This is a genomic window from Pseudomonas sp. S07E 245 (genome assembly GCF_019599025.1).
Classification (GTDB): domain Bacteria; phylum Pseudomonadota; class Gammaproteobacteria; order Pseudomonadales; family Pseudomonadaceae; genus Aquipseudomonas; species Aquipseudomonas shirazensis.
The window spans coordinates 3,073,153-3,094,840 of the sequence record NZ_CP080625.1; the positions used below are offsets into that span (position 1 = coordinate 3,073,153).

A 21,688-nucleotide genomic window follows, 5' to 3' on the forward strand; every position below is an offset into this window, starting at 1 on the left:
AAGGGTTTTCCGGTAGCATTCGCACTTGAGTTCGACCCGCCTGGAATCCCCAATGTCCGACCGCCTGACCCTCCTGCGTCCCGATGACTGGCATATCCATCTGCGCGATGGTGCTGTCCTGCCCCACACCGTTGGCGACGTAGCGCGTACCTTCGCCCGCGCCATTGTCATGCCCAACACGGTTCCGCCGGTGCGCGATGCCGCCGAAGCGGGTGCCTACCGCGAGCGGATCCTTGCCGCGCGCCCAGTTGGCAGCCGCTTCGAGCCGCTGATGGTGCTGTACCTTACCGACCGTACCAGTGCCGATGACATCCGCGCGGCCAAGGCCAGTGGTTTTGTCTACGCCGCCAAGCTGTACCCGGCTGGCGCCACGACCAACTCCGATTCCGGCGTGACCAGCATCGACAAGATCTTCCCGGCCATCGAAGCCCTTGCCGAAACCGGCATGCCGCTGCTGGTGCACGGTGAAGTGACGCATGCCGATGTCGATGTGTTCGACCGCGAAAAACGCTTTATCGACGAGCACATGCGCCGTCTGGTCGACCGCTTCCCGACGCTCAAGGTGGTGTTCGAACACATCACCACGGCCGATGCCGCGCAGTTTGTCAGTGAAGCACCGGCCAATGTCGGTGCGACCATCACCGCTCAGCACTTGCTGTACAACCGCAATCACATGCTGGTCGGCGGTATTCGCCCGCACTTCTATTGCCTGCCGATCCTCAAGCGCAACACCCACCAGGTGGCGCTGCTGGACGCGGCTACCAGCGGCAATCGCAAGTTCTTCCTTGGCACCGACTCGGCGCCCCACGCCCAGCACGCCAAGGAAGCCGCCTGCGGCTGCGCCGGTTGCTACACCGCGTATGCGGCGATCGAGATGTACGCCGAAGCGTTCGAGCAGCGCAACGCGCTGGACAAGCTGGAAGGTTTTGCCAGCCTGCATGGCCCAGCGTTCTATGGCCTGCCGGCAAACACCGACCGGATTACCCTGGTCCGTGAAGAATGGACTGCGCCAAGCAGCCTGCCGTTTGGCGACAACCTTGTGATTCCGCTGCGCGCCGGTGAAAAACTGCGCTGGCGCCTGCTGGAGGAAAACGCGTGAGCGAAGATCTGTACGAAGACGACCAGGAAGCTTCCAGCGGTGGCCCACGCCACCCGATGGCCGAGCGCTTCCGCGGTTACCTGCCGGTTGTTATCGATGTCGAGACCGGTGGCTTCAACAGCGCTACCGATGCCCTGCTGGAGATCGCTGCGGTCACCATCGGCATGGACGAGAAGGGTTTCCTGTTCCCTGAGCACACGCACTTCTTCCGCGTCGAGCCGTTTGAAGGCGCCAACATCGAGGCGGCGGCACTGGAGTTCACCGGGATCAAGCTTGACCACCCACTGCGCATGGCAGTGAGTGAAGAGAGCGCGCTGACCGAAATCTTCCGCAGCGTTCGCAAGTCGCTCAAGTCCAACGGCTGCAAGCGGGCGATCCTGGTCGGCCACAACAGCAGCTTTGACCTGGGCTTCCTCAATGCTGCGGTTGCGCGCAATGACCTCAAGCGCAATCCGTTCCACCCGTTCTCCAGCTTCGACACTGCTACCCTGGCCGGGCTCGCCTACGGGCAGACCGTACTGGCGCGAGCATGCCAGAGCGCCGACATCGATTTCGACGGCCGTGAGGCGCATTCGGCGCGTTATGACACCGAGAAGACTGCCGAGCTGTTCTGCGGCATCGTCAACCGCTGGAAGGATCTGGGCGGCTGGCGCGATTGATGATCAGCTTACCGCTGCTGCGTCCCGAGACGCGCAGCGGATATAAAAAAACCGGCCACCAGGGCCGGTTTTTTTATGCGTGGCGATTACAGCTTGCCGGCATTCTCGCTCAGGTAGGCAGCAACGCCTTCTGGCGAAGCGTTCATGCCCTTGTCGCCTTTTTTCCAGTTGGCAGGGCAGACTTCGCCGTGCTCTTCGTGGAATTGCAGAGCGTCAACCAGACGCAGCAGCTCATCCATGTTACGGCCCAGCGGCAGGTCGTTGATGATCTGCGAGCGGACAACGCCGTTCAGGTCGATCAGGAAGGCGCCACGGAAGGCTACGCCGCCTTCGGACTCAACGTCGTAGGCCTTGCAGATTTCGTGGGTGATGTCAGCCGCCAGGGTGTACTTGACCTGGCCGATGCCGCCGTTGTTGACCGGGGTGTTACGCCAGGCGTTGTGAGTGAAGTGCGAGTCGATCGACACGCCGATCACTTCGACGTTGCGCGCAGCGAAGTCCGGAATGCGGTTGTCCAACGCGATCAGCTCGGACGGGCAGACGAAGGTGAAGTCCAGCGGGTAGAAGAATACCAGGCCGTACTTGCCCTTGATCGCCGAAGCGAGGTTGAAGCTGTCGACGATTTCGCCGTTGCCCAGCACAGCTGGAACGGTGAAGTCGGGGGCTTGTTTACCAACGAGTACGCTCATCGTTATCTCCTGATGAAGGTGAAAAAACGTTGCCCGGCGGCAAACCCGCCAAGCATCCAGCAAAGGCTGACCATCATACACAGGTTAAGGTGACAGGCCGAATCCAACCGCCGGTCGCCCTTGCGCATTTAGTTTCAGAAACCGCTTTGACAAGCATTCTCATTACTATTACTCTCCAACGCATCGACTCAACGACGATGGTCAGCCTCTATGTATGTGTGTCTTTGTGTCGGCGTCACCGACGGACAGATTCGCGATGCGATCTACGAGGGATGCTGTAGCTACAAGGAAGTCCGGGCGGCCACCAACGTGGCGAGCCAATGTGGCAAGTGCGCGTGCCTTGCCAAGCAGGTGGTGCGTGAGACGTTGACCGACCTCCAGGTCAGCCAGCAGCCCGCCCTGCCCTACCCCGTCGAATTTAATGCAGTCTGATTTCCCCCGTATTTTGAAGAACCGGACCTTGTGTCCGGTTTTTTTATGCCTTTAATTCAATAAGTTAGCGTGCCAACGCGGTTCACAAACATTCTTATTCCGATTAAATTTCATTTATTATTCAACAACTTAGGTTTGACACTGGAAGTTGTCCGGCTCAGACTTCGGGTATTGACACACTCAACACGGCAGGAATACGGACATGAAAGGCGACGTCAGCGTCATCCAGCATCTCAACAAGATCCTCGGGAACGAGCTGGTCGCTATCAACCAGTACTTCCTGCACGCGCGTATGTATGAAGACTGGGGCCTCAACGCCCTGGGCAAGCGCGAGTACAAAGAGTCCATCGAGGCGATGAAGGACGCAGACAAGCTGATCAAGCGCATCCTGTTCCTCGAAGGCCTGCCTAACGTGCAGGACCTGGGTAAGCTGCTGATCGGCGAGCACTCCAAAGAGATGCTGGAATGCGACCTGAAGATCGAGCAAAGCGGTCTGATCGATCTCAAGGCAGCTATTGCGCACTGCGAAACTTCTGGCGACTTCGGCTCGCGGGAAATGCTGGAAGACATCCTTGAATCCAAGGAAGAGCACATCGACTGGCTGGAAACCCAGCTGAGCCTGATCGACAAGATCAGCATCGAGAACTACCTGCAGTCGCAGATGGGCGAAGAGTAACGCTCAAGCCCATACGAAAAAGCCCCGCCAAGTGCGGGGCTTTTTCATGCCTGGGCAAACAACTTTGGCTGCTTGCCCAGCAAGGTCAATCAGGCTTCGGAAGCCTTGGCAGCATTGGCAGCCGCTTCCTTGACCAGCTTTTGCAGCTCACCGTTCTCGAACATCTCGATCATGATGTCGCTGCCGCCGACCAGTTCACCGGCAACCCACAGCTGTGGGAAGGTCGGCCAGTTGGCGTACTTGGGCAGGTTGGCGCGGATTTCCGGGTTCTGCAGGATGTCGACATAGGCGAATTTCTCGCCACAGCCCATGACAGCCTGGGCCGCCTTGGACGAGAAGCCGCACTGAGGCGCGTTCGGCGAGCCTTTCATGTAAAGCAGAATGGTGTTGTTGGCAATCTGCTCTTTGATTGTTTCGATGATATCCATGAAGCACCTCGTCTGAACTTTCCGACTCGATGGTCGGCACGGTCAGCCATTGTATCGGAAAGCCCGGCCGTGGGTCGACCTGCACGCGGTCGGATCAGCAGTGCGCGTTCAAACGGCCGCGACCCGCACCGGCACACCATTCAACGCTGCATTACCCGACACGGCGTCACGCTGCAGCTCGTCGGTAAGATCATTGGCACTGACCCCTGGCTGCTCAGCGGCGATCTGCAATTGCGCGCCCTGGCGGCGATGGCCGAAGCCATGGGGCAGGCTGACCACGCCGGGCATGATCTCGCTGCTGGCCTGCACGTCCACCTCGACCACACCCGTGCGCGATTGAATGCTCACGCGCTGGCCATCACTCAACTGACGCTGCTGCATATCATCGGGATGCATCAGCAACTGATGGCGCGGCTTGCCTTTTACCAGCCGATGAAAGTTATGCATCCACGAATTGTTGCTGCGCACGTGCCGGCGACCGATCAACAGCAGCTCGTCCGGCGCTGCCGGGGCCTGTCTGGCAAGGCGCTGCAAGTCTTCAAGCAGTTGCGTCGGCGCTGCCTCGACCACTTTGCCGGGGGTAGCCAGGCGTGCTGCCAGGTTGGCGCGCAAGGGCCCCAGGTCCAGGCCGTGTGGATGCTGATCCAGGGCGTCCAGTGACAACGCCCACGGCGACGCCTGGCCATAGCGGCCGTGGCGCAACGCCAGGTCGATCATCTGCGCCGGGGGCATGGTCGGCTTCAGTTCCTTCTGCGCACGCCTGGCGAACGCCTTGGCCAGACCAACGAATATCTCCCAGTCGTGCAGCGCACCGGCAGGCTTGGCCAGCACTGCCCGATTGAAACGGGTGACATTGCGCACCGCCAGCAGGTTGAAGGTGGTGTCGTAGTGGTCGTTTTCCAGTGCCGTGGTCGACGGCAAGATCAGGTCAGCGTGGCGCGTGGTTTCGTTGAGGTACAGGTCGATGCTGAGCATGAACTCAAGGCCGCCCAAGGCCTGGTCCAGTTGACGGCCATTGGGCGTCGACAGTACCGGATTGCCCGCCACGGTGATCAGCGCCCGTACCTGGTCAGCACCGGGCACGAGCATCTCCTCGGCCAAAGCGGCCACGGGTAGCTCGCCGGCGTATTCCGGCAACCCGGAGACGCGGCTCTGCCAGGCATTGAAATGGCCGCCTGAGGTTGTAGCGACCAGATCCACCGCAGGCTCGGTGCACAACGCCCCACCGACCCGATCAAGATTGCCGGTCACCAGATTGATCAGCTGGATCAGCCAATGGCAAAGGCTGCCGAAGGCCTGGGTCGAGACGCCCATGCGGCCATAACAGACCGCCCGTTCGGCTGCAGCGAAATCCCGCGCCAGTTGCCGAATCTGCTCGGCAGGCACCCCGCATACTGCGCTCATGCGCTCAACATCGAACGGCGCAATCGCTGCGCGGACCTGCTCCAGGCCATTGACCGGCAGGTGCGAGCTCTTGGCCAGATCCTCTGCAAACAGGGTATTGAGCAAGCCACACAACAATGCAGCGTCAGTGCCCGGGCGAATGAACAGGTGCTGATCGGCAATGGCGGCCGTTTCGCTGCGGCGCGGATCGATCACCACCAGTTGCCCGCCGCGGGCGTGCAGTGCTTTGAGGCGCTTGTGCACGTCCGGTACGGTCATGATGCTGCCATTGGAGGCCAGCGGATTGCCGCCCAGAATCAGCATGAAGTCGGTGTGATCGATGTCCGGGATCGGCAGCAACAGGCCGTGGCCATACATCAAATGGCTGGTCAGGTGCTGCGGAAGCTGGTCCACCGAGGTTGCCGAAAAGCGGTTGCGGGTCTTTAGCAGGCCAAGGAAGTAGTTGCTGTGGGTCATCAACCCGTAGTTGTGCACGCTGGGGTTGCCCTGATACACCGCCACCGCGTTGCGCCCGTGCGCCTGCTGAATGCTCCAGAGTTTCTCTGCAGCCAGTTCGAATGCAGTCTCCCAGGCGATCGGCTGCCAGCGCTCGCCAACCCGTTGCAGAGGTTGTCGGAGGCGATCCGGATCGTCCTGTATATCCTCCAACGCGACAGCCTTGGGGCAAATATGGCCGCGGCTGAACGTATCGAGCGGATCGCCTTTGATCGAGACGATGCGCGCAGCCGCGCCGACAGGCTGGTCGATCTCGATATTCAGGCCACAGATGGCCTCGCACAGGTGACACGCGCGATGATGCACAGTGGTGGCCATGGTCGACTCGCTCCGCTCAAGGGAAGCAGCCACTATGGGCCGGGCTGAGAGCGCTCGCCAGCGCACTTCGCCGGCTGAATCTTGCGCCATCAGGCAGGCGATTAACGACAGCAGGTTTGCCAAGCCCCTCACCCGCCGTGTAAAACCTCTGTAATGAATAAAAACGGCGCCGGGCCATAGGCTTAGGACATCCGTTGATACAGGCGCACGGTGAACCCCCTTTGTTTCACGCGACATTTAATTATAGTATTGCGCCTTTCCCTATTTCGTCCGCTCCGTGCGGCTTACGCCGCAGGTCCCTCCCGTTGTCAATTAAAGCCAACGCTGGCCTGCGAACCGTTGCAATTAAGGTAGTCAATCATGAGCGCTAGGCACTTTCTCTCCCTGATGGATTTCACTGCTGACGAATTGCTCGGCGTGATCCGTCGCGGCATCGAGCTGAAGGACCTGCGTAACCGCGGCGTGCTGTTCGAGCCACTGAAGAACCGGGTACTGGGGATGATCTTCGAGAAAGCCTCGACCCGGACCCGCCTGTCGTTCGAAGCCGGCATGATCCAGCTTGGTGGCCAGGCGATCTTCCTGTCGCCGCGCGACACTCAGCTGGGCCGTGGTGAACCGATCGCCGACAGCGCCATCGTCATGTCGCGCATGCTCGATGCGGTGATGATCCGTACCCACCACCACAGCATCCTCACCGAATTTGCGGCCAACTCGCGGGTGCCGGTGATCAACGCCCTGTCCGATGAGTCGCACCCGTGCCAGCTGCTGGCCGACATGCAGACCTTCCTCGAACACCGTGGCTCGATCCAGGGCAAGACCGTGGCCTGGATCGGCGACGGCTACAACATGTGCAACTCCTACATCGAAGCCGCCCAGCAGTTCGACTTCCAGCTGCGCATCGCCTGCCCGGAAGGCTACGAGCCTGATCCACGCTTCCTCGCCCTTGCCGGTGAGCGGGTGCAGATCGTGCGCGACCCCAAGCAAGCGATTGCCGGCGCGCACCTGGTTACCACCGATGTCTGGACTTCCATGGGCCAGGAAGAGGAAACTGCACGGCGCCTGGCGCATTTCGCACCGTATCAGGTCACCCGCGAACTGCTCGACCTGGCTGCACCCGACGCCTTGTTCATGCACTGCCTGCCCGCCCACCGTGGCGAGGAAATCAGCCTGGACCTGCTCGACGACCCACGTTCGGTCGCCTGGGACCAAGCTGAAAACCGCCTGCATGCACAAAAGGCCCTTCTCGAATTTCTTGTCGAACCGGCTTACCACCACGCATGAGTCATCCGTTATTGCTCAACCTGCGCAACCTCGCCTGCGGCTATGGCGACCAGCGCATCGTCCAGGACCTCAATCTGCACCTCAACGCAGGCGACATCGGTTGTCTACTCGGGTCATCGGGTTGCGGCAAGACCACCACGCTGCGGGCGATTGCCGGCTTCGAGCCGGTGCACGACGGTGAAATCCAGCTCGCTGGCGAAGTCATCTCGCGGGCGGGTTTTACCCTGTCACCAGAGAAGCGCCGGATCGGCATGGTGTTCCAGGACTACGCGCTGTTTCCGCACCTGACCGTCGCGCAAAACATTGCCTTCGGCATCAGCAAGCACCCGCGCCAGGCAGCTGTGGTTGAAGAGATGCTCGAGCTGGTCAAGCTCGTCGGGCTCGGTGGGCGTTACCCGCACGAGCTGTCCGGCGGCCAGCAACAGCGCGTCGCCCTGGCCCGAGCACTGGCGCCGGAGCCGCAACTGCTGTTGCTCGACGAGCCGTTCTCCAACCTTGACGTGGAACTGCGCAGGCGCCTCAGCCATGAGGTGCGCGACATCCTCAAAAGCCGTGGCACCAGCGCCATTCTGGTCACGCATGATCAGGAAGAGGCGTTTGCCGTCAGCGATCATGTCGGCGTGTTCAAAGAAGGTCGGCTGGAGCAGTGGGATACCCCCTACAACCTGTATCACGAACCGCAGACGCCGTTTGTGGCCAGCTTCATCGGGCAGGGCTATTTCATTCGTGGGCAGATGAGCAGCCATGAAGCGGTGACCACCGAGCTCGGCGAGCTGCGTGGCAATCGCGCCTACACCATGGCCGTTGGCAGTTCGGTTGACGTGTTGCTGCGCCCGGACGACATCGTCCATGCGCCAGACAGCCCCCTGCGCGCCAGCGTGGTTGGCAAGAGCTTCCTCGGTGCCTCAACGTTGTATCGCCTGCAGCTGGCGACCGGCAGCCAGCTAGAAGCGATCTTCGCCAGCCACATCGATCATCAGGTCGGCCAGGACGTCGGCATTGCAGTGAAGGCCGATCACCTCGTGCTGTTCCCGGTGCCGGGCAGCGTCGCCACCCAGCACGCTCGTCAGGAAAACGGCGTTCGCCGTTACAGCTCGGCGAACTGAGACACGGCTTGGGACACGATAACGGGTGACGGCAGCATCACCCGGCTTCTCAGCCCCGGCCGATCTCGGCAAATTTCCCTTGGGTATGCTCGGCCAATACCGCAGCAGCCAATTCGACCTCAAGTCCGCGCCGGCCAGCACTTACGTGAATGGTTGCGAACTGCTGCGCTGATTGATCGATAAAGGTGCGCAGGCGCTTCTTTTGCCCCAGTGGGCTGATCCCGCCGACCAGATACCCCGTGGCCCGCTGCGCCGCTGCGGGGTCAGCCATTTCACACTTCTTGACCCCCGCCGCGTGGGCCAGAGCCTTCAGGTCGAGCGTGCCCACCACCGGCACTACGGCCACCAACAACTCGCCCTTTTCACTGCTGGCGAGCAGCGTCTTGAACACCTGCACAGGATCGATGCCGAGCTTTTCAGCGGCTTCCAGGCCATACGAGGCCGACTTCGGATCATGTTCGTAACTGTGCACGCGGTGTTCAGCGCGGGCTTTTTTCAGCAGGTCGAGAGCGGGGGTCATGCGGGGCTCCGAGCAGAGAAGTTCGGCGGCTACTTTAGGTGAAAAGCCGCGAGCCAGCCAGCTGGTCGGTAAATTGCCAGATGCTGTCGGAATAGTCAGAGACCTCGCCGCGGGTCAAATTGTGGCTGACCGTTCACTTTCGACCTTTGACATGAGCGTTTCTTGCCTATATTTTTTCGTTTCTGAATAAATGGTGCACTCTTAAAGTGCGCTTTCGCTTATCCGCCCGGGGTCAATGGGGATCGACTCTGGGCCTTGCTGTCGAGCGCTCAGCGCCTCACAACAACAAGAACCGAGGTCATACATGACGACTGCACTACGCGAACCCACCCTTCGGGGCCAATGCATGGCCGAGTTTTTCGGCACTGCGCTACTGATATTTTTCGGCACCGGTTGCGTCGCCGCGCTCAAGGTCGCGGGCGCCAGCTTCGGCCTGTGGGAAATCAGCATTATCTGGGGGGTCGGCGTGAGCATGGCGATCTACCTCACTGCCGGTGTATCCGGCGCCCATCTGAACCCGGCAGTGAGCATCGCCCTGAGCCTGTTCGCCGGTTTCGAAAAGCGCAAACTGCCGTCCTACATCCTCGCCCAGGTAGCTGGCGCCTTCTGTGCCGCCGCGCTGGTGTACAGCCTGTACAGCACGCTGTTCTTCGATTATGAACAATCCCACGCCATGGTCCGCGGCAGCCAGGCCAGCCTGGAGCTGGCGTCGGTGTTTTCCACCTATGCGCACCCGGCGCTGTCGATCGGCCAGGCGTTTCTGGTTGAAATGATCATCACCGCGATCCTGATGGCAGTGATCATGGCCTTGACCGACGACAACAATGGCCTGCCGCGCGGAGCCATGGCACCGCTGCTGATCGGCTTGCTGATCGCGGTGATTGGCAGCGCCATGGGCCCGCTGACCGGCTTTGCGATGAACCCTGCCCGAGATTTTGGTCCAAAGCTGATGACGTTCCTGGCAGGCTGGGGTGATATCGCCTTCACTGGCGGACGTGACATTCCGTATTTCCTGATTCCGATATTCGCGCCCATTGTGGGTGCATGCCTGGGCGCCGCCGCCTACCGTGGCCTGATCGCCCGCAACTTGCCCACCGCGCAGGTTGCACTCAGGCAAACAGACGATAATTCCCAGAGCGATGCGCGGGCCTCCTGACCGGAGAGCCGCTGCCGACAGCCAGGCACAGCGCCTGGCCTCCCCCTATTTTGTGCAAGGCCACTGACATGACAGACACCCAGGACAAGAACTACATCATCGCCCTGGACCAGGGCACCACCAGTTCGCGAGCGATCATCTTCGACCGTGACGCAAACGTGGTGGGCACCTCCCAGCGTGAGTTCGTCCAGCATTATCCGCAGGCTGGCTGGGTCGAGCACGACCCGATGGAAATCTTCGCCACCCAGAGCGCGACCATGGTCGAGGCCCTGGCCCAGGCCAGCATCAGCCACGCCCAGGTCGCCGCCATCGGCATCACCAACCAACGTGAAACCACGGTGGTGTGGGACAAGGAAAGCGGCCGCCCGGTGTACAACGCCATCGTCTGGCAGTGCCGGCGCAGTACCGAGATCTGTGCCCAGCTCAAGCGCGATGGCCATGAAGACTACATCCGCGAAACCACCGGCCTGGTCACCGACCCGTACTTCTCCGGGACCAAGCTGAAGTGGATCCTGGACAACGTCGAAGGTGTCCGCGAGCGCGCCGAGCGCGGCGAACTGCTGTTCGGCACCATCGATACCTGGCTGATCTGGAAATTCACCGGCGGCAAGGTACATGTCACCGACTACACCAACGCCTCGCGTACCTTGATGTTCAACATCCACACGTTGCAGTGGGATGAAAAGATGCTCGAGCTGCTCGGTGTGCCACGCCAGATGCTGCCAGAGGTGCGCGGCTCCTCCGAGGTGTATGGCCAGACCAAGAGCGGCATCGACATCGCCGGTATCGCCGGCGACCAGCAATCGGCGCTGTTCGGCCAGATGTGCGTCGAGCCAGGCCAGGCCAAGAACACCTATGGCACCGGCTGCTTCCTGCTGATGAACACCGGCGACAAGGCGGTCAGCTCCTCCCACGGCCTGCTCACCACCATCGCTTGCGGCCCCCGTGGCGAAGTCGCCTACGCGCTGGAAGGCGCAGTGTTCAACGGCGGCTCGACCGTGCAGTGGCTGCGCGATGAACTGAAGATCGTCAATGATGCGCTCGACACCGAGTACTTCGCCAGCAAGGTCAAGGACAGCAACGGTGTCTATCTGGTGCCGGCCTTCACCGGGCTGGGCGCGCCCTACTGGGACCCGTATGCACGCGGCGCACTGTTCGGCCTGACCCGCGGGGTCAAGGTCGATCACATCATCCGCGCCGCACTGGAGTCGATCGCCTACCAGACCCGCGACGTCCTCGATGCCATGCAGCAGGACTGCGGCCAGCGCCTGAGCGAACTGCGCGTGGATGGCGGCGCGGTGGCCAACAACTTCCTCATGCAGTTCCAGGCCGACATCCTCGGCAGCTGTGTCGAGCGGCCAAAGATGCGCGAAACCACCGCCCTCGGCGCTGCCTACCTGGCCGGACTGGCCAGCGGCTTCTGGAGCAGCCTGGATGAGCTGCGCGACAAGGCTATCATCGAGCGCGAGTTCAGCCCGCAGCTGGATGAAGCGCAGAAAGAGAAGCTCTATGCCGGCTGGCAGAAAGCGGTCGAGCGTACCCGTGACTGGGAAGATCACGAGGCCTGATTGAAACTGTAGCGTTTCAGGCCCTGCCCGCTTCGGTCGCCATGTTCAGCACATGGCGACCGACTTGTTTGTACTGTGCGCACTGGCTGTCATCCCTTTCCTACGGCATCATTGCAGCATTTGTCCGGCAGCCCCCAAGGACCGCCCATGAATCTGCCCCCGCGCCAACAACAAATCCTCGAACTGGTGCGCGAACGCGGCTACGTCAGTATCGAAGAAATGGCCCAGCTGTTCGTCGTTACCCCGCAAACCATTCGCCGCGATATCAACCAGCTTGCCGAGAGCAACCTGCTGCGGCGCTACCATGGCGGCGCGGCGTATGACTCGAGCATCGAAAACACCGCCTACGCCATGCGCGCCGACCAGATGCGCGACGAGAAACAGCGCATCGCCGAAGCCGTGGCCCGGCAGATCCCGGACCATGCCTCGGTATTCATCAACATCGGCACCACCACCGAGTCGATTGCCCGCGCCCTGCTCAATCACAATCACCTCAAGGTCATTACCAACAACCTGCACGTCGCGTCGATCCTCAGTGCCAAGGATGACTTCGAAGTGCTGGTCGCTGGCGGCACGGTGCGCCGTGACGGCGGCGTGGTCGGCCAGGCCAGTGTCGACTTCATCAGCCAGTTCAAGGTCGATTTCGCCCTGGTCGGCATCAGCGGCATCGATGAAGACGGCAGCCTGCTGGATTTCGATTATCAGGAAGTGCGTGTTTCCCAGGCGATCATTGCCAATGCGCGGCAGGTCATCCTCGCTGCCGACTCGAGTAAGTACGGGCGCAACGCGATGGTTCGGCTCGGGTCGATCAATCTGGTCGATTGCCTGGTGACCGATCAGCCGCCCTCGCCGGCCTTGAACCAACTGCTCAACGACAACAAGGTCCGCCTGGAAGTGGTGTGACCTGCGCGCGGCGTCGCACTGAGCGCCGCGCCATGTTCGCTATTGTTCATTTCGCCGCGCCTATTGAAGTTTTCTATGAAGACTCGCTGGCGAATGCTTGACTGTTGCGCTAGTATTTTCGCAAACGAACATCGATGTTCATTTTCGATGGTATCAGCCTCAGGAGGCCTTGCCCGTGTCCCAGCCCGTTTCCTCCCAGCCCGTCCCTGCCGATTGCTACGATGTTGCCGTGATTGGCGGCGGTATCAATGGTGTGGGCATTGCCGCTGACGCTGCCGGGCGCGGCCTCAAGGTGTTTCTTTGTGAAAAGGACGACCTGGCGCAACACACCTCCTCGGCCAGCAGCAAGCTGATCCACGGCGGCCTGCGTTACCTCGAGCACTACGAATTCCGCCTGGTCCGCGAAGCACTGGCCGAGCGTGAAGTGCTCCTGGCGAAAGCACCGCATATCGTCAAACCGATGCGTTTCGTGTTGCCCCATCGGCCGCACCTGCGCCCGGCGTGGATGATCCGCGCCGGTCTGTTCCTCTATGATCACCTCGGCAAACGCAAGCGCCTGGGCGCCTCGCGCAGCCTGCGCTTTGGCCCGAACAGCCCATTGCAGGCTTCGATCAGCCGCGGTTTCGAATATGCCGACTGCGCCGTCGACGATGCGCGCCTGGTAGTGGTCAATGCGATGGCCGCCCGCGAACATGGCGCGCAGATCGCGACCCGTACCCGTTGCCTGCGGGCCGAACGCGTCGACGGTATCTGGCAGGTGCTGTTGCAGCATGCCGATGGCAGCCAACAGACCATCCACACCCGGGCGCTGGTCAATGCGGCCGGCCCATGGGTCGCCAGCTTTATCAAGGATGACCTAAAGCTCGATGCGCCGTATGGCATCCGCTTGATCCAAGGCAGCCATATCATCGTGCCACGCATGTACGAAGGCGAGCATGCCTACATTCTGCAGAACGAAGACCAGCGCATCGTCTTTGCAATTCCGTATCTGGAGCGCTTCACTCTGATCGGCACAACTGACCGGGAGTGGAGCGGCGACCCGTCCCAGGTCAGCATCAGTGAGGCAGAGACCGATTACCTGCTGAATGTGGTCAACCAGCATTTCAAACAGCAGCTCGGCCGCGCCGATATCCTGCACACCTATTCCGGTGTGCGGCCATTGTGCAACGATGAGTCCGACAACCCTTCAGCGGTCACCCGCGACTACACCCTGGCCCTGTCTGCCGACCACGGCCAGGCACCGCTGCTGTCGGTGTTTGGTGGCAAGCTCACCACCTACCGCAAGCTGGCCGAATCCGCCATGGCCGAACTGAAACCGTTCTTTAGCCAGATGGGCTCCAGCTGGACCGCGTCGGCGACATTGCCGGGCGGCGAGAACATGACAACAGTGCAAGCACTGGTCGACGCGCTCCGCGTCCGCCACCCGTGGCTGGCGGTAGATATCGCCAGGCGCTGGGCAGTGACCTATGGCGACCGTGTCTGGCGCCTGCTCGAAGCCGTACATGGCCCGGAAGATCTCGGCAAGGCGATCGGCGGCGGGTTGTTCGGCTGCGAAATTGATTACCTGCGCGCACAAGAGTGGGCCGTCAGTGCCGACGACATCCTCTGGCGGCGCACCAAGTTGGGCCTGTTCATCAACGCCGTCGAACAGCAAGCATTGGTGAATTACCTGCAGCAGGCCAGGCCGACCTCGGGCCAATCAGACGCCGCCTGAGTCGGCAGGTACCTGCGGTCGGGTAGCCACTCCTCAAAGTGGCTGCCCGCTGTATCCACGCCTGTTGCCCTTACCCCTCGTATGCACGCTCCTGTGCACTGATCTGCTCCAGTCTGCGCTCTCATCCCATCAGGATTCTCAATATCCGCTCCATTCGGATTTCCGAACAGCCTCGCCTTACTCATTCGGTAACCCGTCGGTAGCCTCGGGAAAATCTCGCATCACAAAAGATTAATACCCAGGCTTTTCGGGACGTTATGATCAATTACAGGGCTTGGCACGAGTCATGCTCTACACTTGGTAGCCGAATGCACTGCTTTTAGCAGTATTCGTGGAACGAAGAGTCCGCCAACGGCTCCATAAAAAAAACAAACATGTCGAGGAAAATTTGATGCGTATCGTTCGTCAATTGCTGGGCGCCGCTATCGCGGCCGCTGTTATCGCTTCGCCGGCCATGGCTGCAGAGCTGACCGGCACCCTGAAGAAGATCAATGACTCGGGCACCATCACCCTGGGCCACCGCGACGGTTCCATTCCGTTTTCCTACATTGCCGATGCCTCGGGCAAACCGGTCGGCTACTCTCACGACATTCAACTGGCCATCGTCGAGCACCTGAAAAAAGAGCTCAACAAGCCGGACCTGAAAGCCAGGTACAACCTGGTTACTTCCCAGACCCGTATCCCGCTGGTGCAGAACGGCACCGTCGATGTCGAGTGTGGCTCGACCACCAACAACGTCGAGCGCCAGCAGCAGGTAGACTTCTCGGTAGGCATCTTCGAGGTGGGCACCCGTCTGCTGTCGAAGAAAGATTCCTCCTATAAGGATTTCGCTGACCTGAAAGGCAAGAACGTGGTGACCACCGCGGGTACCACTTCCGAACGCATCCTCAAGGCAATGAACGCCGACAAGCAGATGGGCATGAACGTGATTTCCGCGAAGGATCACGGCGAAGCCTTCCAGATGCTCGAATCCGGCCGTGCAGTCGCCTTCATGATGGATGACGCGCTGCTCGCCGGTGAAATGGCCAAGGCCAAGAATCCAAACCTCTGGGCCGTGACCGGCACCCCGCAATCCTACGAAATCTACGGCTGCATGGTGCGCAAGGGTGATGCACCGTTCAAGAAAGCCGTCGATGACGCGATCGTTGCGCTGTACAAGTCGGGCGAGATCAACAAGATCTACGACAAATGGTTCACCCAGCCAGTCCCACCAAAAGGCCTGAACCTGAACTTCCCGATGAGCGATGAGCTGAAAGAGCTGATTGCCAATCCTACCGATAAAGCGGCAGACGAAAAGAAGTCCTGACCCGCAGCTAGTTAGTGTCTAACCTTTCATCCGAGGGCGCTCGCGCCCTTGGATGTTCGAAGGTGCCCGTGAAACAACGATCCGAGGGGAAATCCCGATGAATTACAACTGGGACTGGGGCGTGTTCTTCAAGTCCACTGGCGTCGGCAGCGAAACTTACCTGGACTGGTACATCACCGGCCTGGGCTGGACCATCGCCATTGCCATCTGCGCCTGGATCATTGCCTTGCTGCTGGGCTCGCTGCTCGGCGTCATGCGCACCGTACCGAACAGGCTGGTATCAGGGATCGCTACCGCCTACGTCGAATTGTTCCGCAACGTGCCGCTGCTGGTGCAGCTGTTCATCTGGTACTTCCTGATCCCTGACCTGTTGCCCGAAGGCTTGCAGGAATGGTTCAAGCAAGACCTCAACCCGACTACCTCGGCATTGATCAGTGTGATCATCTGCCTTGGCCTGTTCACCGCAGCGCGAGTCTGCGAACAGGTGCGTACCGGTATCCAGGCACTGCCACGCGGGCAGGAATCTGCCGCTCGGGCAATGGGCTTCAGCCTGGCCCAGATCTATCGCAACGTACTGCTGCCGCAAGCGTACCGGATCATCATTCCGCCGCTTACCTCTGAATTTCTCAACGTCTTCAAGAACTCCTCGGTCGCCTCATTGATCGGCCTGATGGAGCTGTTGGCGCAAACCAAACAGACCGCTGAATTCTCGGCCAACCTGTTTGAGGCCTTCACCCTGGCCACCTTGATCTACTTCACCCTGAACATGGGCCTGATGCTGCTGATGCGCATGGTCGAGAAGAAAGTGGCCGTACCTGGCCTGATTTCCGTAGGAGGCAAGTGATGGAACTGGACTTCTCGGACATCATCCCCGCGCTGCCGGGCCTGTGGAACGGCATGCTGATGACCCTGCAACTGATGGTCATGGGTGTGGTCGGCGGTATTGCCCTGGGCACCGTGCTGGCGCTGATGCGGTTGTCATCGAGCAAGCTGATGGCAAATATTGCGGGCGCTTACGTCAACTACTTCCGCTCGATCCCGCTGCTGCTGGTGATCACCTGGTTCTACCTGGCAGTGCCGTTCGTGCTGCGCTGGATCACCGGCGAAGACACACCAATCGGTGCGTTCACCTCGTGCGTCGTGGCCTTCATGATGTTCGAAGCGGCATACTTCTGCGAAATCGTCCGCGCCGGTGTGCAGTCGATTGCCAAAGGCCAGATGGGCGCTGCCCAGGCGCTGGGCATGACCTATGGCCAGACCATGCGCCTGATCATCCTGCCGCAGGCGTTTCGCAAGATGACCCCACTGCTGTTGCAGCAGAGCATCATCCTGTTCCAGGACACTTCGCTGGTTTACACCGTGGGCCTGGTCGACTTCCTCAACTCGGCCCGTGCCAGTGGCGACATTGTCGGCCGCGCGAATGAATTCCTGCTCTTCGCCGGTCTCGTCTACTTCATTATCAGCTTCTCCGCTTCATGGCTGGTCAAGCGCCTGCAAAAAAGGATCACCGTATGATTTCCATCAAGAACGTCAACAAGTGGTACGGCGACTTCCAGGTGCTCACCGACTGCACCACCGATGTCAAAAAGGGTGAAGTGGTCGTGGTCTGCGGGCCTTCCGGTTCGGGCAAGTCGACCCTGATCAAGTGCGTCAATGCGCTGGAGCCGTTCCAGAAAGGCGACATCGTCGTCGATGGCACCTCGATCTCCGACCCGAAGACCAACCTGCCCAAGCTGCGCTCGCGAGTCGGCATGGTGTTCCAGCACTTCGAGCTGTTCCCGCACCTGACCATTACCGAGAACCTGACCATCGCGCAGATCAAGGTGCTTGGCCGCAGCAAGGAAGAAGCCACCAAGAAAGGCCTGGCCCTGCTTGAGCGCGTTGGCCTGTCAGCCCACGCCCACAAGCACCCTGGCCAGCTCTCCGGCGGTCAGCAGCAACGTGTGGCGATTGCCCGCGCCCTGTCGATGGACCCGATCGTCATGCTGTTCGACGAACCAACCTCGGCACTTGACCCGGAAATGGTCAGCGAAGTGCTCGACGTAATGGTCCAGCTTGCCCACGAAGGCATGACCATGATGTGCGTGACCCACGAGATGGGCTTTGCTCGCAAAGTGGCCGATCGGGTTATCTTCATGGACAAGGGCAACATCGTCGAAGACTGCACCAAAGACGAATTCTTCGGTGATCAGACCGCCCGCGACCAGCGCACTCAGCACTTCCTCAGTAAAATTCTGCAACACTAAGCCGGCTGCAGCGCCCCTGGTTCGGTCCGATCCGGGCTGGGGGTGCTGGTCGTGACAAGGCCACTGTGATGAAATGCGACCCCTCGCTCCTGCGCCCTGCCCTGCCTGCCGTGAAATCCCGTCTGATCCGCCAACTGCTGTTACCACCTCTGATCATCCTGCTGATGGTCGGCCTGGGCCTGATCGGCTACGTACTCAGTGACAACAGCGGTATTCGTATCCTCAGCGAAAACGGCGAACGGCAACTCGAGCTGCACGCGCGCACAGTCGAGAGTGAAATCAGCAAGTACACCTATCTGCCGAGCCTGCTTGAGCTGGAAGACAGCGTATCGCAACTGCTCAGCGAGCCTGAGGGCGGTGCGCGGCAGAGCGTCAACGAATACCTTGAAGGGCTCAACCGTCGTAGCCGCAGCCGGGCCATCTTCGTCCTCGATACCAGTGGCCGAGTCCAGGCGACCAGCAACTGGCGCGACGCTGATTCATTTCTGGGTGAAGACCTGTCTTTCCGTGCCTATTTCCAGGACGCGGTGCGGGGCGAGCCTGGGCGTTTCTACGGCATCGGCAGCACCACCGGCGAAGCCGGCTACTACCTGGCTCACGGCCTGGAAGAGCACGGCAAGATCATCGGCGTGGCCGTGATCAAGGTCCGCCTGGACACCCTCGAAGAGCGCTGGCAGCGTGCCCGCCTCGAGGCTTTTGTCAGTGATGAAAACGGCATCATCATCCTTTCCAGCGACCCAGCGAGGCGGCTCAAGGCAGTCCGTGCACTGAGTCCGCAGACTAAAGAACGCCTGGCGCGCAGCCTGCAATACTACTGGTGGCCACTGAACGAGCTGGAGCCGCTGGCCCGCGAAACCCTCGCCGATGGCGTCGAGAAACTGACCTTCCCGGCCAATAGCGAAACCGCCCAGGGCAAACTGCACGAGGTCACCTACCTGGCGCAGACCCGTCGCCTGGCTGATACGCCGTGGCACTTCACCCTGCTCACGCCACTGCAGGACCTGCGCCGCGAGTCGATGATCCAGGGCGTGCTGGTCGCGGTGGCCTTCGCCTTGCTGACCATCCTTGGCATTGCCTGGAACGAACGGCGCAAGGTCATCGCCACGCGCCTGGCCGCACGTGAGGCGCTGGAAGAAGCCAACAGCCACCTTGAACGCAAGATTGCCGAGCGCACGGCGGACCTGCGCGCCAGCAACGAACGCCTCAAGGGCCAGATTCGCGAGCGCCGGCATGCTGAACAGACCCTGCGCCAGGCGCAGGACGAGCTGGTCCAGGCCGGCAAGCTGGCGGCCATCGGGCAGATGTCGACCAGCATCGCCCACGAACTCAACCAACCGCTGGCAGCGCTGCGCACGCTGTCGGGCAATACCGTGCGTTTCCTTGAGCGCGGCGCACTGGAAACTGCCAGTGCCAACCTGCAGACCATCAACGGCCTGATCGACCGCATGGGGCGGATCACCGCCAGCCTGCGCTCGTTCGCCCGCCGCGCCGATGACGGTGGCCAGGCTTCGCTGGCACAGGCCGTGGAGGCCAGCCTGCAGGTCTTGGCCAACCGGATTGCCGGCAGCCATGTGCAGCTGCACAATCTGTACGAGGATCAGTTGCTGGCCATCGATCAGACCCGCCTCGAGCAGATTCTGGTCAACCTCATCGGCAACGCGCTGGACGCCATGGCCAGCCAGCCGCAGCCGCAGCTGTGGCTGGAAGGTGAACTCCAGGCCGACAAATACCGGTTGCTGGTGCGCGACAATGGTCACGGTATCGATGACGATACGCGCAAGCACCTGTTCGAGCCGTTTTTCACGACCAAACCGGGCGAACACGGCCTGGGCCTGGGCCTGACCTTGTCGGCAAGCCTCGCAGCTGCCGCCAAAGGTTCACTCAGCGTCGAGCACCCCGCCAGCGGCGGTACGGCGTTCGTCCTCGCCCTGCCGCTGGTCAACGCCCCCACACAACCGCCACAGCAGCCATGAGCGAAGGGTCCCCATGAACCAAGCACCCTTGACCGTCCTGATCGTCGAAGATGACCCGCATGTACTGCTCGGCTGCCAGCAGGCGCTGGCTCTGGAAGACATCGCCTGCGAAGGCGTGGGCAGCGCCGAGCTTGCCCTGGAGCGCATCGGCGACGACTTCGCCGGCATCGTGGTCAGCGACATTCGCCTACCCGGCATCGATGGCCTGGAGCTGCTGAGCCGGCTCAAGGCCCGTGACCGCGGCCTGCCGGTGGTGCTGATCACCGGCCACGGCGACATCGACATGGCTGTCGGCGCAATGCGCAACGGCGCCTACGACTTCATGGAGAAACCGTTCTCGCCCGAGCGTCTGGTCGAAGTGGTACGCAGGGCCCTGGAACAACGCGGCCTGGCCCGCGAGGTGGTGTCATTGCGCCGCCAGTTGGCCAGCCAGAGTACGCTGGAGGGCCGCATCATCGGCCGCTCGCCGGCCATGCAGGAGCTGCGCGAACTCATCGCCAATGTCGCCGACACCTCGGCCAATGTGTTGATCGAAGGTGAGACCGGCACCGGCAAGGAACTGGTCGCCCGCTGCCTGCACGACTTCAGCCGGCGCCAGGCGCAACCGTTCGTCGCGCTCAACTGCGGCGGGTTGCCGGAGAACCTCTTCGAAAGTGAAATTTTCGGCCACGAGGCCAATGCCTTCACCGGTGCTGGCAAGCGCCGCATTGGCAAGATCGAGCATGCCAACGGCGGTACGTTGTTCCTCGACGAAGTCGAGAGCATGCCGATCAACCTGCAGATCAAGCTGCTGCGCGTGCTGCAGGAGCGGACCCTGGAGCGGCTGGGCTCGAACCAGAGCATAGCAGTGGATTGCCGCCTGATTGCCGCGACCAAGTCTGATCTGAATGCGTTAGGCCAGAGCGGCCAGTTCCGCAGCGACCTGTATTACCGGCTCAATGTGGTTACCCTTGAGCTGCCGCCGCTGCGCGAACGACGTGAGGATATCCTGCAGTTGTTCGAGCACTTTCTACAGCAATCGGCGCTGCGCTTTGACCGCGAAACACCTGAGCTGGACAGCCACACCCTGTCGCGGTTGATGTCCCACGACTGGCCAGGCAACGTTCGCGAGCTGCGCAACGTCGCCGAACGCTATGCGCTTGGCTTGCCGGCATTCAAGAAAACCGCCAGCGGCGGCGCCAGCCAGGGCCTGGGTTTTGCCGAAGCGGTGGAGGCATTCGAGCGCAACCTGCTCAGTGATGCGCTGCAACGCAGCGGCGGCAACTTGAGCCAGGCCAGCCTGGAGCTGGGCATGGCCAAGACCACGCTGTTCGACAAGGTGAAAAAATACGGCCTCGGCTGACCTCAATCGCTACGGGAAAATTCTGTGGACCTGATATTGAAAGCGGCACTCGGCGCGGGTGTGGTGATTCTTCTGGCAATCCTGTCAAAGACCCGCAATTACTACATTGCCGGGCTGGTGCCGCTGTTTCCGACCTTCGCCCTGATCGCTCACTACATTGTCGGCAAGGGCCGCTCGATTGAGGACCTGAAAACCACCATCGTGTTCGGCATGTGGTCGATCATCCCCTACTTCGTCTATCTGCTGACGCTGTATGTGCTGGTCGAGCGCATGCGCCTGGAGGCATCGCTGGCGCTGGCCACGCTGGCCTGGCTGATCGCCGCGACCTTGCTGGTGACCGTATGGGTGCGCCTGCACTGAGCACTCCCCGCTA

At 61.0% G+C, this 21,688-nt stretch carries 21 protein-coding genes; 17 read left to right on the forward strand and 4 right to left on the reverse strand.

All coding sequences use genetic code 11. The features are described from left to right. The first annotated feature begins 52 nt into the window (after positions 1–52). Positions 53–1,099, forward strand: coding sequence for a dihydroorotase (gene pyrC, locus K3F44_RS14170; RefSeq protein WP_101321837.1), 1,047 nt, complete (start codon positions 53–55; stop codon positions 1,097–1,099). Between the two features lie 56 nt (positions 1,100–1,155). Continuing rightward, positions 1,156–1,758, forward strand: coding sequence for a ribonuclease T (rnt, locus tag K3F44_RS14175; RefSeq protein ID WP_189691781.1), 603 nt, complete (start codon positions 1,156–1,158; stop codon positions 1,756–1,758). Between the two features lie 86 nt (positions 1,759–1,844). Here the strand turns inward: rnt and K3F44_RS14180 are convergent, their stop codons facing one another. Further along, a complete protein-coding gene (locus K3F44_RS14180) occupies positions 1,845–2,447 on the reverse strand; it encodes a peroxiredoxin (protein WP_101321839.1) in 603 nt (200 codons plus the stop codon). Positions 2,448–2,657: 210 nt separating this feature from the next. Here K3F44_RS14180 and K3F44_RS14185 point away from each other — a divergent pair, with 210 nt between their 5' ends. Continuing rightward, entirely contained in the window at positions 2,658–2,879 is a 222-nt protein-coding gene (locus tag K3F44_RS14185; protein WP_101321840.1) for a bacterioferritin-associated ferredoxin, read from the forward strand. A gap of 202 nt (positions 2,880–3,081) precedes the next feature. Next, on the forward strand, positions 3,082–3,555 hold the full coding sequence (bfr, locus tag K3F44_RS14190; protein WP_103438360.1) for a bacterioferritin: 474 nt from the start codon (positions 3,082–3,084) through the stop codon (positions 3,553–3,555). Positions 3,556–3,644: 89 nt separating this feature from the next. Here the strand turns inward: bfr and grxD are convergent, their stop codons facing one another. After that, positions 3,645–3,983, reverse strand: coding sequence for a Grx4 family monothiol glutaredoxin (grxD, locus tag K3F44_RS14195; protein WP_101321842.1), 339 nt, complete (start codon positions 3,981–3,983; stop codon positions 3,645–3,647). Between the two features lie 108 nt (positions 3,984–4,091). After that, entirely contained in the window at positions 4,092–6,200 is a 2,109-nt protein-coding gene (locus K3F44_RS14200) for a molybdopterin oxidoreductase family protein (protein ID WP_150570566.1), read from the reverse strand. Positions 6,201–6,560: 360 nt separating this feature from the next. Here K3F44_RS14200 and argF point away from each other — a divergent pair, with 360 nt between their 5' ends. Both argF and K3F44_RS14210 read left to right on the forward strand, forming a co-directional pair. Continuing rightward, positions 6,561–7,481, forward strand: coding sequence for an ornithine carbamoyltransferase (gene argF / locus K3F44_RS14205; RefSeq protein WP_101321844.1), 921 nt, complete (start codon positions 6,561–6,563; stop codon positions 7,479–7,481). Then, positions 7,478–8,587 (forward strand): ABC transporter ATP-binding protein, encoded by a 1,110-nt coding sequence (locus tag K3F44_RS14210; RefSeq protein WP_220632456.1) that lies wholly within the window; start codon positions 7,478–7,480, stop codon positions 8,585–8,587. Before argF ends, K3F44_RS14210 begins: the two co-directional genes overlap by 4 nt. A gap of 49 nt (positions 8,588–8,636) precedes the next feature. Here K3F44_RS14210 and ybaK read toward each other — a convergent pair whose 3' ends face one another. Next, complete coding sequence (gene ybaK / locus K3F44_RS14215) at positions 8,637–9,107, reverse strand: Cys-tRNA(Pro) deacylase (RefSeq protein ID WP_101321846.1); 471 nt, start codon at positions 9,105–9,107, stop codon at positions 8,637–8,639. A gap of 304 nt (positions 9,108–9,411) precedes the next feature. Between ybaK and K3F44_RS14220 the strand changes: the two genes are divergently transcribed. The 11 genes from K3F44_RS14220 to K3F44_RS14270 all read left to right on the forward strand — a co-directional run bounded on the left by K3F44_RS14220 (position 9,412) and on the right by K3F44_RS14270 (position 21,675). After that, on the forward strand, positions 9,412–10,263 hold the full coding sequence (locus K3F44_RS14220) for an MIP/aquaporin family protein (RefSeq protein WP_220632457.1): 852 nt from the start codon (positions 9,412–9,414) through the stop codon (positions 10,261–10,263). A 68-nt stretch (positions 10,264–10,331) separates the two neighbouring features. Next, on the forward strand, positions 10,332–11,831 hold the full coding sequence (gene glpK / locus K3F44_RS14225) for a glycerol kinase GlpK (protein ID WP_181107674.1): 1,500 nt from the start codon (positions 10,332–10,334) through the stop codon (positions 11,829–11,831). Positions 11,832–11,978: 147 nt separating this feature from the next. Next, positions 11,979–12,734, forward strand: coding sequence for a DNA-binding transcriptional repressor GlpR (gene glpR, locus K3F44_RS14230; RefSeq protein ID WP_101321849.1), 756 nt, complete (start codon positions 11,979–11,981; stop codon positions 12,732–12,734). 175 nt (positions 12,735–12,909) lie between these two features. Beyond that, complete coding sequence (gene glpD, locus K3F44_RS14235) at positions 12,910–14,448, forward strand: glycerol-3-phosphate dehydrogenase (protein WP_150570568.1); 1,539 nt, start codon at positions 12,910–12,912, stop codon at positions 14,446–14,448. 391 nt (positions 14,449–14,839) lie between these two features. After that, entirely contained in the window at positions 14,840–15,754 is a 915-nt protein-coding gene (locus K3F44_RS14240; RefSeq protein WP_101321852.1) for a glutamate/aspartate ABC transporter substrate-binding protein, read from the forward strand. Between the two features lie 97 nt (positions 15,755–15,851). Next, complete coding sequence (locus tag K3F44_RS14245) at positions 15,852–16,598, forward strand: amino acid ABC transporter permease (protein WP_101321853.1); 747 nt, start codon at positions 15,852–15,854, stop codon at positions 16,596–16,598. Next, the gene (locus K3F44_RS14250; protein WP_101321854.1) at positions 16,598–17,269 is read left to right on the forward strand and encodes an amino acid ABC transporter permease; all 672 of its coding nucleotides are present in this window, start codon (positions 16,598–16,600) and stop codon (positions 17,267–17,269) included. The genes K3F44_RS14245 and K3F44_RS14250 overlap by 1 nt, the downstream gene beginning before the upstream one ends. Continuing rightward, a complete protein-coding gene (locus K3F44_RS14255; RefSeq protein ID WP_101321855.1) occupies positions 17,266–18,000 on the forward strand; it encodes an amino acid ABC transporter ATP-binding protein in 735 nt (244 codons plus the stop codon). The genes K3F44_RS14250 and K3F44_RS14255 overlap by 4 nt, the downstream gene beginning before the upstream one ends. A 68-nt stretch (positions 18,001–18,068) precedes the next feature. Further along, a complete protein-coding gene (locus K3F44_RS14260) occupies positions 18,069–19,973 on the forward strand; it encodes an ATP-binding protein (RefSeq protein ID WP_101321856.1) in 1,905 nt (634 codons plus the stop codon). A gap of 13 nt (positions 19,974–19,986) precedes the next feature. After that, positions 19,987–21,315, forward strand: coding sequence for a sigma-54 dependent transcriptional regulator (locus tag K3F44_RS14265; RefSeq protein ID WP_101321857.1), 1,329 nt, complete (start codon positions 19,987–19,989; stop codon positions 21,313–21,315). A gap of 33 nt (positions 21,316–21,348) precedes the next feature. Beyond that, positions 21,349–21,675 carry a GlpM family protein gene (locus tag K3F44_RS14270; RefSeq protein ID WP_178080841.1) on the forward strand — a complete coding sequence of 109 codons (327 nt, stop codon included), beginning with the start codon at positions 21,349–21,351 and terminating at the stop codon, positions 21,673–21,675. Positions 21,676–21,688 lie beyond the last annotated feature (13 nt).